The following is a 14,297-nucleotide window of genomic DNA, read 5'->3' as shown; positions in this document are numbered from 1 at the left end:
AATCAGGCGTAGGACAAGGATTTCTCCTCCAGCAACTCCTGATACAACTCCGTCCACTTGCGACCCATTTCGTCGGCTGTGAATAACTGCCGGTATCGCGCTTCAGCCTTCACGCCCATCGCGGCCGCCCGCACCGGGTCATCCCACAACGTACGCATTGCTTCGCGAAACGCCTGTGGATTACTCGGCGGTACTACCAGCCCCGTCTCGTTGTGGATATTGATGTAACTGGTGCCAGTGCCGATTTCGCTGGAGATCATCGGTTTGCCGTACATCGCGCCTTCGAGCAGGGAGATGCCGAACGCTTCCGAACGCAGGTGCGAAGGGAAGACGATGGCGTAACTCAGTTGCAGCAGCGCGACTTTGTCTTCATCGCCCAGACGTCCGAGGAAATGAATGTTGCGCAACCCGAGCGCTGCCGCTTGAGCATGCAGTTCTCGCTCAAGCGGGCCAGCGCCAACAATCACTACCGGATAATGCACATCCTTCAGAGCATCAAGCAGAATGTGCAGGCCCTTGTAATAACGCATCACGCCAACAAACAGGAAAAACTTATCCCCAAGCTGCTGGCGCCAGCGGTTCATGCGTTCTGCACCAGCCTGTGGATAACCTGCCTTGTTCAAACCGTACGTAATAACCCGGGTCTTGTCTTGGAACTGTTGCAGCACATCGCTGGTGTGCAGGTAGTTCGGCGATGCCGCCACGATACGGTCGGCGCTGGCGAGAAAACGGTTCATCAAGGGGCGATAGAGCTTGAGCAAGTGCTTCTGGCGAATGATGTCCGAATGATAAGTGACCACGCTTGGTTTGTTCGGCGCGCTGGCAAAATGCACCAGGTCCATGAACGGCCACGGAAAGTGGTAATTGATCACATCGGCTTCGGCGGCCAGTTCGCGGAACTGCTTGAACACACTTCGGGAAAAACCAGTCGAGGCGACGTGAATATCCAGCTTTGCACGATGCACTTCATGGCGACCCAATTGAACCACGGGCGGGTTTGGATCGGCGCTGAGGGTCAAAACCTGGCCGTCGATGCCGTGATTCGCGCCGCTTTCGCAGAGTTGGAAAATCACCTGCTCAATGCCGCCGAATGATTCAGGCAGGTAAGTCTTGAAAAAATGAAGTACGCGCATTCAACCTCCCATGGCCTGGCGGTAGGCACCGGCCGTCGCCTGTGCACAACGCTCCCAGGAAAAAAGCCGTGCCTGCTGCAATCCGGCTTCTCGGCATGCCTGCCAATGTGCTTGATCATCGATCAGTCGGCGCATGGCATCACGCAAGCCGTCTGCATCGTCAGCTTCAATATAGTTGCCCGCAGCTCCCGCCACCTCCGGCATGGCTGAAGAGCGGGTGATGACCGCCGGCGTGCCGCTGGCCATTGCCTCCAAAACCGGCAGGCCAAAACCTTCGTACAACGAAGGAAAAATCAGCGCCCGGGCGCCGGCCAGCAGTTGAGCCACCTGTTCGTCCGGCAGATAACCGAGCAGACACACATGCCCGCTCGCCAGCGCCTGGCGCAACGGTTCGCTGAATTTTTCGCGCTCCCAGCCCGCCATTCCGACGATCAGCAAGGGAAAGCGCTGGCGTACGGCGTCTGGCAACAAGGCGTGCGCACGCAGAGCGAGGCCGAGGTTTTTGCGCGGTTCGAGGGTGCCGACACACAGAAAGTACTCACGGTACTCCACGGCATGCGCCTTGAGTACGGCGTCGAGGGTGTGCGGCTCGCGCGGATGGAAACGCTGCGCCACGCCCAAGGGGGCGACGGCAAAGCGCTCGGCGGGCAAACCGAAATAGGCTTGCGCCTCGTCGGCAATGGCATGCGAGTCAGTCAGGATCAGCCGCGCCTGCTCCACGCCGGTGGCCAGTCGACGTTCGATTTCCCTGAGCCGCGCCGGCGGCTGGGTGTCGGGGAAATGCAGGTGCGTCAGGTCGTGCAGGGTGATCACAGTCGGGCCGTTGAAGGCCAGCGGCCACAAACTCGGTTCGTGATAAAGATCGATGTCTTGTGCGCTGCCCTGATCGAAACGTTTCTGCTCCAGCCAGCGCCGTGCCTGATAAGCCCCGGGAATCTGCCGTAGCAGCGGGGTCAGGCGCGAATAACCGGGCATAGCCGCTTCCGGCAGCACCGAACTCCAGCCCCAGCCGTGAAATAGCGTGACCTCGACATCGGTCTCGTTGCGCAACGCGCTCACCAGTTCGGAGACGTAATGGCCGATGCCGGTGCGCGGTGCCTGCAGAATCCGCGCGTTAAGGGCAATGCGCATGCTGCCTCGCTTGCGCCGCTGGCGCCTCCAGAACATGGCGGACACTGCGTTCGGCCAATTGCACACTGGCCTCGCGCCAGCCAATCCAGTCCCAGTCAGCCACATCGCGGGTGGCGGGGAACTGGCCGCTGTTTTCGAAAGAGTTGATCAGGTCGGCAAGGCTTTGCGGATCCTGCAGATCGAAATACGCCATGAACTCGCCGCCGATCTCGCGGAACACAGCGATGTCGCTGCCCATCGCCGGCAAGCCGCGTTGCATGGCTTCGACCAGCGGCAGGCCGAAACCCTCGACGAAGGACGGAAACACCAGCGCACTGGCGTGGCCATAGGCATGTTCGAGGCTGGTGTCGCTCAGATCATTGAACATGAACAAGCGCTGATTCAGCTCGGGGTGGCTGCGCACCCGCTCAAGCAAGGCGTCGCATTTCCAGCCGACACGCCCGGCGATGCACAACCGCGCGTTCGACCCGGCGGCCCAGGCGCGTTCGAAGGCGTCGAGCAGATAACCGTGATTTTTGCGCGGCTCGATGGTGCTGACCATCAGGAACACCGGCTCAGGCGTGGCGAATATTTTGTGCAGGCGCGGCTCGACGCTGGCGTCGCTGGTGCGCAAGTCAAGTTCGGAGCCGAGGTGGAAGAAATCGAACCAGCGCTGGTCAGCCTGTTCGGGGCCGATGCGCCGTTGCAGTTCCTCGCGCACCTGATCACGCACCGTGGCGGAAATCGTCATGTAACCGTCAGCGGTACGGGTGATCCAGTCGAACCATTCGCTGAAAACCTGAACCAGTCGTGTGTCATAGAACTGCGGATGCGTCAGCGGGATCAGGTCGTAGATCACCGCGATCATGCCGACGCCGTCGCGTTTGAGTTGCTCGGCATAGGCAAAAAAATCCGAATGCCAGGACGAATCCAGCAGCACCAGTTGATCGCCGGACTGATGCTGCAGCGGTGAGCAACGTTTAAGCAGTTGAGTGTGATTGATGGCGCCAATCAAGCGCAGCGGTAAACCGAACAGGCCGAACGATATCAGGTGATAGGCGACATACAACACACGCCGCACAGGTTTGGCGTTGTAGCGGCTGTGGAGGCGCTGGTGCCATTGCCAGAACCGATGAGCCAAACGTTGCAGGCGTTCCCCGAACGTCGCCAGGGCGTTGAACACTGGGGTATCCAACGGTGCCAGACGCTGCACGCGATAGAGTTGCCCATTGAGCAGAATCACCGGCATGCAGTCGACGCCGTCGACACTCGCAGGCAATTGCTTGATGACGTTGCGCACTACGCGCTGGATGCCCGAGTTGACCTTTGGGTGCTTGAACACGTGCGTGCATTCCACCAGCAAGCGGGTCATGGCGTGCGCTCGACAGGCGTGACATCGGTTTGCCGAATGATCGTGGTCTGGGCGTTGAGCCATGAGCAGCCGACGAAATCCTCGCGGCGATTGTTGATGACATGGAACACCATGCCGTAGTCGCGCCACTCGAAGTTGCGATCCAGGTGCGAGTCCAGACGCGACAGGCTCAGCGACACCGAATAGTTACCTTTGCCCAGGCCCATGACGAAGGCGAAGCGGTAGGTAAAGCGTTCGCCGGCGCGCAGATCGGTCAGGGCTTTGCCCTGTCGGTGGGTGTTGATGCCGTACATCATCTGGCCCAGGCGATCCTTGAGGATGAAGCCCAGCACCAGGCGCTCGATGTCCTTGCGCACTTCGATCTGCACTTCCAGGACCACCGGTTGGCCGACTTCAGCGGCGTCGATGCTGCGTTCGTTTTCGTCGAGCATGCGCACGCCGAGGATCGCCGCTTCGCCGGTGCCGGACACGGTCTGCACTTCACCCCCGGCGAGCATTTCCTGACGCACGACCTGGCCTTCGCGTTCGGCCATCAGGGCGTTGTAGTAATCGAGCACGGCTTCGGGCTTGCCGTACATGGCCATGCGCCCATCCTTGAGCAGGATCGCCGAATCGCAGATCGACTGAATCGCCGAGCGGTCATGGGACACGATCAACAGGGTGGTACCGGCCTTGCGGAAGCTGCGGATGCGCTCGAAGCTCTTGTGCTGGAAGTAGGCATCGCCCACCGACAGCGCTTCGTCGACGATCAGAATGTCCGGCCGCCGCGCGGTGGCCACGCTGAACGCCAGGCGCATCTGCATGCCGCTGGAATAGGTGCGCACCGGGTGATCGATGGCTTCACCGATTTCGGCGAAGTGTTCGATCTCGGGCATCAGCGCTTCGATTTCTTCGAGCTGCATGCCCAGCAACTGCCCGGCCATGATCGCGTTCTGGCGCCCGGTGAAGTCGGCATGAAAACCCATGCCCAGCTCCAGCAGCGCCGCGACCCGACCCTCGAGTTCAATCTTGCCGCCAGTGGGCTGGGTGGTGCCGGTGATCATCTTCAACAAAGTGCTTTTGCCGGCCCCGTTGGCGCCGACGATGCCCACCGCTTCACCGGGGGCGATTTCGAACTCGACATCGCGCAATACCCAGTGCTGGTGATGACGAATGGGCGAGAAGGGAATCAGCCACTCGGCCAGTCGAGCCCAGCGGTTGGGGTATTGCTTGTAGGCCTTGCTCAGGCCGGTGACACGAATATGGCCCATCAGAGTTCATCCACCATTTCGCCGACGCGTTGACGAAACAGGCGCAGCCCGATCAGACAGAACACGATGCCGGTGACGAAGATCGGCAGCAGCGAACTCCAGACCGGCCACTGACCATAGAGGAACAGGTTCTGATAACTGCTGAACAAATTGGTCAGTGGATTGAGCTGCAACAGGCGTTGCACCCATTCCGGCAGGATCGTGATCGGGTAAACGATCGGCGTCAGCCAGAACCAGAACTGCAGGCAGATCGCGAAGAGCTGACCGACATCGCGAAAGAACACATTCAGTACACCAAGCACCATGCCCAGTCCGGCGCAAAACATCATTTGCAGCGCGACCAGCGGCAGCAGCGCCAGCAGGACCATGCCCGGCCAGCGTCCCGTCACCAGCAGGAAGCCCAGAAACAGCGCGATGATGATCGCGAAGTTGATCCCGGAGTTGATCAACACGATCACTGGCAGACAGATCCGCGGGAAGCTGATTTTCTTCAGCAGATTCGCGTTGTCGAGAAACATCGTCTGGCTGCGCAAAGTGATTTCGGAGAACAGTCCCCAGGCCAGCAGGCCGGCGCAGAGGTAAACGCTGTAAGCCATGCTGTCGTCCACACCCGGCAGGCGTGCGCGCATGATGTGCGAGAAAACCACCGTATAAACGACAATCATCGACAGCGGATTGAAGATCGGCCACAGCGCGCCGAACAGCGAATTGCGATAACGCGCTTGAAACTCTCGTTGCACGCTACCGAGGATGAATCCACGGTAGCTGTGTAGCGAGCGATACAGGGAAAGCAGCATTCAAACCGTCCTGCCGTAATGGTCTTCGAAGCGGACGATATCGTCCTCTCCCAGGTATTCGCCGCTTTGCACTTCGATGATCACCAGATCGATCACACCGGGGTTTTCCAGGCGATGCCTGTGGCCGGCGGCGATGAACGTCGATTCGTTCTTGGCCACCAGCGTCGTACCGCTGCCGTTGTTGGTGACCTTGGCCATGCCTTCGACCACCACCCAGTGTTCGTTGCGGTGATGGTGCATTTGCAGGGACAGCTTGCCGCCGGGTTTGACCACGATGCGCTTGATCTTGAAGCGCGGGCCTTCCTCGAGAACGGTGTAGGTGCCCCAGGGCCGGCTGACGGTGCGGTGCAGGCGATAGGCTTCGTGGGATTTGTCCTTGAGCTGCTTGGCGACGCGCCGCACATCCTGAGCGCGGTCGGCATGGGCCACGAGCACGGCGTCGGCGGTGTCGACGATGATCAGGTTATCCACACCCACGGTGGCCACCAGCCGGCCTTCGCTCTGGACAAAGTTATTGTGGCTGTCGATGAAAATCGCTTCGCCGCTGGCGCGGTTGTTGTCGGCGTCGGCCGGCACCAGTGCGGCCACCGCGCCCCACGAACCGATGTCACTCCAGTCGAAACCGGCGGGCACCACCACAACTTTTTCCGAGCGCTCCATCAACGCGTAGTCGATGGAAATGTCGGTGATTTCAGCGAACAGCGCAGGCGACAGTTCCTGTTGCAGGCAGCCGACGGTCTCCACCGGGGCGCTGGCGGCCATGCAGGCGCGGGTCTGCTCCAGCAGTTCTGGCGCGTGCAATTGCAGTTCGGCAATGACGGTCGCGGTGGTAAAGCAGAACATGCCCGAGTTCCACAGGAAGTTGCCGCTCTCCAGGTAATGCGTGGCGGTCTGCAGGTCGGGTTTTTCCACGAAGCGCTGCACTTTGGCCGCGCCTCTGGCGTCCAGTGGCGCACCGGTTTCGATGTAACCAAAGCCGGTTTCCGGCGCGGTCGGCAATACGCCGAAGGTCACCAGATAACCGTCCTTCGCCAGATTCACCGCGTGCTCGACGGCCGTCTTGAGTGCGTCCTGATTGACGATCAAATGGTCGGCCGGCATCACCACCATGATCGCCTCGTCTCCGTGCAGCGCTTGCAGCGACAGGGCTGCAGCGGCAATCGCCGGGGCGGTATTGCGCCCGGTCGGCTCCAGGAGGAAGTGCCCGCGATGGCGTGACACGTGGGCGGCGCAGTAGTGATCCTTGCTCTGGAAGTAATATTCGCGGTTGGTCACCGTGACAATGTCGCCCCAGCCGTCGAGCAACGCGGCGGCACGCTGGTAGGTCTTGCCGAGCAGCGACTGGCCGTCGGGCAGAGTCATGAACGGCTTGGGATGGCCCTCGCGGGACACCGGCCACAAACGGGTGCCGGCACCGCCGGACAGAATCACGGGGATCAGCATGGCCTACTCCTTGGCGACGCGTTTCATGTCCGCATCCATCATCATGCGGATCAAGGTATCCAGGTCGGTTTTCGGCTTCCAGCCCAGCACACGCTGCGCCTTGGCCGGATTGCCGAGCAGCACTTCGACTTCAGCCGGGCGGAAAAACGCCGGGTCGATCTTCACGTAGTCGCGGTAGTTCAGGCCGACGTGATCGAAGGCGATGCGGCACATTTCGCGCACCGTGGTGGTGACGCCGGTGGCGACCACGAAATCGTCAGGCTTGTCCTGTTGCAGCATCAGCCACATGGCTTCGACGTAGTCGCCGGCAAAACCCCAGTCGCGTTTGGCGTCGATGTTGCCCAAGGCCAGTTCCTGCTGCTTGCCCTGCTTGATGCGGGCGGCGGCGTCGGTGACCTTGCGGGTAACGAATTCGATGCCGCGCAGCGGTGATTCATGGTTGAACAGAATGCCGCTGCTGGCGTGCAGGTTGAAGCTTTCGCGGTAGTTGACGGTGATCCAGTGGCCGTACAGCTTGGCCACGCCGTAAGGGCTGCGTGGATAGAACGGGGTGTTCTCGTCCTGCTGCTCGGCCTGGATCAGACCGAACATTTCGCTGGTCGAGGCCTGATAGAAGCGGGTGTGCGGGCTGAACTGGCGGATCGCTTCCAGCAAGTGGGTAACGCCCAGGCCATCGACGATGCCGGTGGTTACCGGTTGATTCCACGAGGCGGCGACGAAGCTTTGCGCGGCGAGGTTATAGATTTCGTCCGGAGCCGATTGAATGACCGCGCGCTGCACCGAGCAAGCATCGGCCATGTCACCGTCCAGATAGACGATGTCGGCCTCGACGCCCATTTCGCGCAGGCGCCAGCGCGAATCGCTGCTGCGCCGGGCGACGAAGCCATAAACCTTGTAACCCTTGTCGAGCAGCAGTCTGGCCAGATACGCGCCGTCCTGGCCAGTGATCCCTGTGATCAGTGCACTTTTTGTCATTCTTGTCGTACTCGAATCTCCCAGTCGGACAGGATCGTCCGCAGGGATTGTTGTGTAGTGATGGCTGGCGACCATCCTGTGGTGTTGGCCAGTCTTGCGTGGCTGCCGCAGACGCGGCGCTGATCGGCGCGACGCATGCGCGCCGGATCCTGAACCAGTTGCATCTGGACTTCGGCCAGATCTGCCAGCTGTTCGATGAGGCTGCGGATGCTTTGCTCGCGCCCCGAACAGATGTTGTAGACCTGGCCCGGCTGGCCTTTTTCAAGCAGGGCGAAATAGGCCGATATGACGTCGCCGACATCGAGGAAATCACGCGTCACGTCGATGTCGCCGACTTCCAGTTGCGGCGCTTGCAGGCCTTGTTTGATGCGGTTGATCTGGCGGGCGGCGCTGGCGATGACGAAGCTGTCGCTCTGCCCGGTGCCGATGTGATTGAACGGGCGCGCCACCAGCACCGGCCAGTGTTCGCTCAGGCCCCATTGCAGGCTGAGAAACTCCGCCGACAGTTTGCTCACCGCGTAAGGGTTGCGCGGGCAGGGCGGTTGTTGTTCGGTGATCGGTAGAGCGCTTTCGCCGACCTGGCCGTAGACGTCGCCGGAGCTGACGTACAGGAATGTGCCGGTAAAGCCACGCGCCTTGAGGGCTTGCAACAGGTTGAGGGTGCCGAAAACATTGATATCGAGGGTGCGGGCCGGATCACGGAAGGCTTCGGGGACGAAGGTTTGCCCGGCCAGATGGACTACCGCGTCGGGCATCTGCGGCCACAGGTCGCTGAGGCTGCCGGCATCCGTGAGGTCGAAGGGCGATGCGGCAGGCAACAGCTCCCACGACGAATCGGGCAAGGCCAGACGTGACTGTATATGTTGTCCCACGAAGCCACTGAGACCCGTGATGAACAGACGCTTTTTCAAACAGCGACCCCTTGGTCTTGAACTTGCGCCACTTTCCCACAGGCTTTGAGGAAAGATCTGTCAGACCAAAAGAAAAACTGGCTAAAAGACAGGCGAAGTCAGTTGTTGTAGTTGTTTGTCTTCAATCTGTGCCAATTGCACAGCAATTTCAACTGGCCAGACCGTGACTGGTCAGTTCTCGTAAGCGTAGACCGATTTATTCTCGCCGGGCGGTTCACGGATCCCCGACGGATGTGTTTAGAATGCCCCTCGTCGCCATTCCCGTCGGTTCGCCGTGGGCATTGTGCAACGGGGTGAAACTGACCACTAAAACAAGAACAAAGACGTGCCTGAAGATGGAGGACGAGCGCCAGTGATGCCGACTTGATCCGACGCCGGGCCGTCATAGCATGAGGCTGCCGGGAAGGCTGCTTCATCGTGGGATGCCATGAATTTCATTCTTCACTCGGACGTCAACGACCGCTCCATCAGCCAGAGCCTGGGACGTCCCGAATACAGCTATTACTTTGTGCTCAAGGCCTATCGCCCGATACTCGAGAGTCTCGGTCAGGTGCACATTGTGTCGTCCAGCGCCGAAGTCGATCCGCTTTTTCGGCAACTGCGCGCGGCTGGCCAGGACAGCGTGTTTCTGTCGTTCACCCCTGCGCATAAAACCCCCACGGAACTTGAGTGTCCGACGATTTGCGTCTTGGCATGGGAGTTTGACTCGATTCCGGATGAACAGTGGGACAACGATCCGCGTCATGACTGGACGCAGATGTTTGCGCGTCAGGGCCGGGTCATCACCTTGTCGAGCCACACTGCCCGAGCCATTCGCCGGGCCATGGGCGAAGACTTTCCAGTGTTGGTGTTGCCGACGCCGCTGTGGGAGAACTTTGCGGCGATTCGCGAGCAACACGTCTGTAGGCCGATCAATCCCGGCGCGGTGCTTTCCATCAAGGGCTGCATCTTCGATACCCGAATGCTCGGGTTGTCGGCCGATGCATTGATCCCGACACCTCTGACCGCCGAGCAGGAAGCAATTCTGGCCGCCGAGCTCGAGGCAGCCCGACCGCCACCGCTGACCTTCAAACGCCGCCTGATCATTGCCCGGCATTACCTGCGTCTGTGGTTGCTGAATGCAGGACGCGACTACGCACCACCGTTGCCGCGGTCGAAGTTTTTGCACAACTGGTATTGGGAAGGGGTTCGCGATCGTGTCCCGGACGTATTGCACGGCTGGCTCGAAAAACGCCTGCCGACCATTTGCGGCCCGCAACCGGTACCGGTTATCGAACCCGAGCCGCTGAACCTGCCGGACACCTCATCGGTGGTCGACATAGCGGTCGACGGCGTGATCTACGTCAGCGTGTTCAACCCCAAGGATGGCCGCAAGAACTGGCATCAACTGATCACCGCGTTCTGCTGGGCCTTGCGCGAAAGAGCCGATGCGACACTGGTGCTGAAGATCACCCAGAACGATCTGGCGTCGTACTACAGCGAAATGATGACCTTGCTCGCGCAGCTTTCACCCTTTGCTTGCCGGGTGGTGGTGATGCACGGTTATCTGGACGACGCGCAGTACACCAGGCTTTATGCAGCCGCCAGTTTCTACGTCAACGCTTCGCGTTGCGAAGGGCTTTGTCTGCCGTTGATGGAGTTCCTGTCCAGCGGCAAACCGGTGATCGCACCGGATCACACGGCCATGGAAGATTACATCGATGAGTCGGTGGCGCTCGTGGTCAAGTCCAGTGAAGAACTCACCATCTGGCCGCAAGACAGTCGCATCATCTATCGCACACTGCGTCATCGGCCCGATTGGGGCTCGCTGAAAAGCGCTTATGAAAGCAGCTATCGAATGGCCAAAACGCAGCCTGAGGATTACCAGCGCATGTCCGCTGCTGCGATTGCACGCATGCACGATTACTGCGCGTTCGCGCCAGTGCAAAAGCGCATGGCTGATTTTTTCGGACTTGTGCCGCGCACTCTGGATGCTGCGCCAGTGACGGATAACGCTTCATGCTGATCATCATTCATTCGGAAACCAACCAGCACACCATCGCTCAGAACCTGGGCCGTTCGGAATACAGCTACTACTTCGTGCTCAAGGAGTATCGCCCGGTACTCGAGCGCCTCGGGCGCGTGGTGGAAGTGGCAGACCCGCAGGTCGAAGTCGATGCGCTCTATCTGGAGTGTCTGGCTCGGGGCGAGCCCTGTGTGTTCTTGTCCTTTTCCCCGCCGCATCGCACGCCGGTGAACCTGGCGTGTCCGACGCTCCCGGTGTTTGCATGGGAATTCAGCACGATCCCCAACGAACCGTTTGCCGGTGAACCGCGTAATGACTGGCGCACCGTGCTGCACGCTTGTGGTGCTGCCATTACCCATTCCAGCTACACGGTCAACGCCGTGCGCGAAGCAATGGAGGCTGATTACCCGATTGTCGCGGTACCAGCGCCGGTATGGGATCGCTTCGCAGCCCGCGGCGCGCAGTTGCAAGGGCAGTCGCTGGTGGCTACGGTGCGGTTGAAGATCAAAGGCCTGGTGGCCGACAGTCGAAAACTGGATCTGAATGCCTTCGGCCCGATGCATTTGCGCAGTGGCAAAGGCATCGACTTTGAGGCCCCCCTCACCGAGCAGGAGCTGCTGCTTGACGGTGTGGTGTACACCTCGGTGTTCAATCCCGGTGATGGGCGCAAGAATTGGGAAGACATGCTCAGCGCGTTCTGCGTGAGTTTTCGCGACATCGAAGACGCCACGCTGGTGCTCAAGCTCACGCACCACGATGCCGAAGAAGCGCTGAGCGACATCCTGCATCACCTGTACAAAAATCAGTCTTATCGCTGCCGTATCGTGCTGATCTACGGCTACCTTGCCGATCCCGACTACGAGCAGCTGGTCCAGGCCACTCGTTATGTAGTGAATACGTCATACGGCGAGGGCCAATGCTTGCCGCTGATGGAGTTCATGTCGTGCGGCAAACCGGCGGTGGCCCCGCGCACCACCGCGATGATTGATTACCTGAGCGCCGAAAATGCGTTCCTGATCGAGTCGACCGATGAGCTCACAGCCTGGCCGCACGATCCGCGCAAGGCCTTTCGTACGCTGCGCTATATGACCAACTGGGCGTCGTTATGCGCGGCCTATCGGGAGAGTTATGCCGTGGCAAAAAACGACCCGGCGCGTTATGCCCGGATGTCGGCGCAAGCGGTCAGCAGCCTGCAAGCGTTCTGCAGCCAGGCAGTCGCTGAACAGCGATTACGGCTTTTCTTTGCGCAGTTGTTCGAGCGCCGTGGTGTGACTGTGGAAATCCCCGGAGCATGAACAGCAAACGGATCATGGACATTGAGGTCCTGCGTGCGATCGCGGTGCTGGGGGTGCTGTTCCATCACTTGCAGGGCAGCCTGTTTGCCGACCCGGTGCCGCTGCTGGAAAAAATTCACGCCTGGGCCCAGCCGTGGTGGGGCGTCGATCTGTTTTTCGCCATCTCCGGTTTTGTCATCGCCCGTGGCCTGATCCCGGCGCTGCAAGGGTGTACAACCCGCCAGGAATACTGGCAACAGACGCGCAACTTCTGGCTGCGCCGGGCTTTTCGGCTGTTGCCATCGGCCTGGTTATGGTTGGCTCTGATGCTGCTGGGGTGTGTGTTTCTCAATCGTTCGGGTGCGTTCGGTTCGCTGTACGCCAACCTGCAAGCAACGCTGGCGGGTGTGTTGCAGTACGCCAACTTCCGTTTCGCAGACAGCTTCTTCCACTATGAGTACGGCAGCAGTTTCGTCTACTGGAGCCTGTCACTGGAGGAGCAGTTCTACCTGCTGTTTCCGCTGTTGATTCTGCTCTGTCGCAAGCATCTGGTCTGGGCATTGCTGGCGCTGGTCGCCGTGCAGATTTTCACGATGCGCACGCCATTGCTGATGGCCGTGCGCACCGACGCCCTGGCTCTCGGCGTGCTGTTGGCAATGTGGAGTGCGCAGCCGGGTTATCAGCGCTGGCAGCCGACGTGTCTGCGCAGGCCCTGGGTCGGGATTTTGGCCTTGATCGCTACCGGTTTGCTGATGAGTTTCATGGCTACCGACCGGTTCACCTTCGCCAATTACCGTCTCGGTTCGATCGCGGTGCTCAGCGCGGTGCTGGTCTGGATTGCTTCTTACAATCGCAACTATCTGTTGCCCGCCGGCCATGCGCAACGGCTGATGGCGTGGATCGGCAGCCGCTCCTACGGCATCTATCTGGTCCACATTCCGGCCTATCAACTGGTGCGTGAACTGATTTTCCGGTTACAGAGCGCCGGTCTGCCAAGCCCTGCCGGCCATCCGATTCTGACGCTGGTAATCGCTTTCGGCCTGATCGCGCTGCTCAGCGAACTCAATTACCGTTTCATCGAAATGCCTATGCGCAACCGCGGCGTAGCACTGGTCAAACGCCTCGGTACGTCACCCACCGCCGTCCCATCCTCTGGAGCCACCTCATGCTGAGCCTTTTGAAGAAACTCACGGCGGCGACGTCTGCACAGCCTTCCGTTGCGGTCGCCGAGAAGACTGATCCGTACATGCTCGGCCTGCACGACGCGATGCTCAGCGGCTGGTTCAACCAGGCAACCGGCGAGCTGTTCACAGGCTTTCCCGTGAGTGCTGACGACACGCTGCTGGATGTCGGCTGCGGTGATGGTGGCAACGTGCATTTCTGCGGTATGCGTGGGGCGAAGATCATCATTGCCGACATCGACGGCGCCAAGGTCGAGGCGACGCGTCAGCGACTGAGCGACACCCCGGCGCGCGATATCGAATGCCATGTCACCGATTGCAATCCGTTGCCGATTGCCGACGCGACAGCGACCCGCGTGGTGTCCACCGAAGTCATTGAACACGTCGACGACCCGGCGCAGTTTCTCGCCGAGCTGGCGCGCGTCGGCAAGCCAGGCGCGTTGTACCTGTTGAGCGTGCCGCACCCCAGCTCCGAAGACCTGCAAAAAGACATCGCGGCGCCGGAGTATTTTCAGAAACCCAACCACATCCGGATCATCAGCGAAGAGCAGTTCAAGTCCATGGTCAGTGAGGCCGGCCTTGAGATCATCAGCCACAGCCAGTACGGCTTTTACTGGTCGATGTGGATGTTGTTGTTCTGGGAAGCCAAGGTCGATTTCAGTAACCCTGATCATCCACTGCTCAATCATTGGGCCGACACCTGGCAAGCGGTGCTGGACTCGCCACGCGGGGCGCAGATCAAGCAGGCGCTGGATGCGGTCGTGGCGAAAAGTCAGGTGATCATCGCCCGCAAGCCTTGAAGCTTTTGCAACTGAGTTTTGTGTAACCTTGCAGCCCTGTGCTGTA

At 60.1% G+C, this 14,297-nt stretch carries 12 protein-coding genes; 4 read left to right on the top strand and 8 right to left on the bottom strand.

The window, feature by feature from the left end; all coding sequences use genetic code 11:
- Window positions 1–2: 2 nt before the first annotated feature.
- Genes CKW18_RS10355 through CKW18_RS10320 form a run of 8 tightly spaced genes read right to left on the bottom strand, consistent with a single transcriptional unit; the run spans window position 3 to window position 8,991 of the window.
- A complete protein-coding gene (locus CKW18_RS10355) occupies window positions 3–1,133 on the bottom strand; it encodes a glycosyltransferase family 4 protein (RefSeq protein WP_095188710.1) in 1,131 nt (376 codons plus the stop codon).
- Window positions 1,134–2,264, bottom strand: coding sequence for a glycosyltransferase family 1 protein (locus CKW18_RS10350; protein WP_095188709.1), 1,131 nt, complete (start codon window positions 2,262–2,264; stop codon window positions 1,134–1,136). It lies immediately after the preceding gene.
- The gene (locus CKW18_RS10345; RefSeq protein ID WP_095188708.1) at window positions 2,248–3,615 is read right to left on the bottom strand and encodes a glycosyltransferase family 1 protein; all 1,368 of its coding nucleotides are present in this window, start codon (window positions 3,613–3,615) and stop codon (window positions 2,248–2,250) included. Before CKW18_RS10345 ends, CKW18_RS10350 begins: the two co-directional genes overlap by 17 nt.
- Window positions 3,612–4,865 carry an ABC transporter ATP-binding protein gene (locus CKW18_RS10340; RefSeq protein WP_095188707.1) on the bottom strand — a complete coding sequence of 418 codons (1,254 nt, stop codon included), beginning with the start codon at window positions 4,863–4,865 and terminating at the stop codon, window positions 3,612–3,614. Before CKW18_RS10340 ends, CKW18_RS10345 begins: the two co-directional genes overlap by 4 nt.
- Entirely contained in the window at window positions 4,865–5,662 is a 798-nt protein-coding gene (locus CKW18_RS10335) for an ABC transporter permease (RefSeq protein WP_095188706.1), read from the bottom strand. Before CKW18_RS10335 ends, CKW18_RS10340 begins: the two co-directional genes overlap by 1 nt.
- Entirely contained in the window at window positions 5,663–7,105 is a 1,443-nt protein-coding gene (locus CKW18_RS10330) for a mannose-1-phosphate guanylyltransferase/mannose-6-phosphate isomerase (protein ID WP_095188705.1), read from the bottom strand.
- 3 nt (window positions 7,106–7,108) lie between these two features.
- Window positions 7,109–8,080, bottom strand: a complete 972-nt coding sequence (gene gmd / locus CKW18_RS10325; protein WP_095188704.1) for a GDP-mannose 4,6-dehydratase — start codon at window positions 8,078–8,080, stop codon at window positions 7,109–7,111.
- Window positions 8,077–8,991, bottom strand: coding sequence for a GDP-mannose 4,6-dehydratase (locus CKW18_RS10320; RefSeq protein ID WP_095188703.1), 915 nt, complete (start codon window positions 8,989–8,991; stop codon window positions 8,077–8,079). Before CKW18_RS10320 ends, gmd begins: the two co-directional genes overlap by 4 nt.
- Window positions 8,992–9,418: 427 nt before the next feature.
- Here CKW18_RS10320 and CKW18_RS10315 point away from each other — a divergent pair, with 427 nt between their 5' ends.
- From CKW18_RS10315 to CKW18_RS10300, 4 genes are read left to right on the top strand one after another with little or no spacing between them, the layout of a single operon-like run.
- Window positions 9,419–10,996, top strand: coding sequence for a glycosyltransferase (locus CKW18_RS10315; RefSeq protein ID WP_095188702.1), 1,578 nt, complete (start codon window positions 9,419–9,421; stop codon window positions 10,994–10,996).
- Window positions 10,990–12,291: a glycosyltransferase gene (locus tag CKW18_RS10310; RefSeq protein ID WP_095188701.1), complete on the top strand. Its 1,302-nt coding sequence runs from the start codon at window positions 10,990–10,992 to the stop codon at window positions 12,289–12,291. The genes CKW18_RS10315 and CKW18_RS10310 overlap by 7 nt, the downstream gene beginning before the upstream one ends.
- Window positions 12,288–13,442 carry an acyltransferase gene (locus tag CKW18_RS10305; protein ID WP_095188700.1) on the top strand — a complete coding sequence of 385 codons (1,155 nt, stop codon included), beginning with the start codon at window positions 12,288–12,290 and terminating at the stop codon, window positions 13,440–13,442. The genes CKW18_RS10310 and CKW18_RS10305 overlap by 4 nt, the downstream gene beginning before the upstream one ends.
- Entirely contained in the window at window positions 13,436–14,251 is an 816-nt protein-coding gene (locus CKW18_RS10300; protein WP_095188699.1) for a class I SAM-dependent methyltransferase, read from the top strand. Before CKW18_RS10305 ends, CKW18_RS10300 begins: the two co-directional genes overlap by 7 nt.
- The last annotated feature ends 46 nt before the right edge of the window (window positions 14,252–14,297 follow it).

The organism is Pseudomonas sp. Irchel 3E19 (assembly GCF_900187585.1).
GTDB lineage: Bacteria > Pseudomonadota > Gammaproteobacteria > Pseudomonadales > Pseudomonadaceae > Aquipseudomonas > Aquipseudomonas baetica.
Note: the sequence above shows the minus strand (reverse complement) of the source record. Positions and strands in the feature narration are given on the sequence as shown.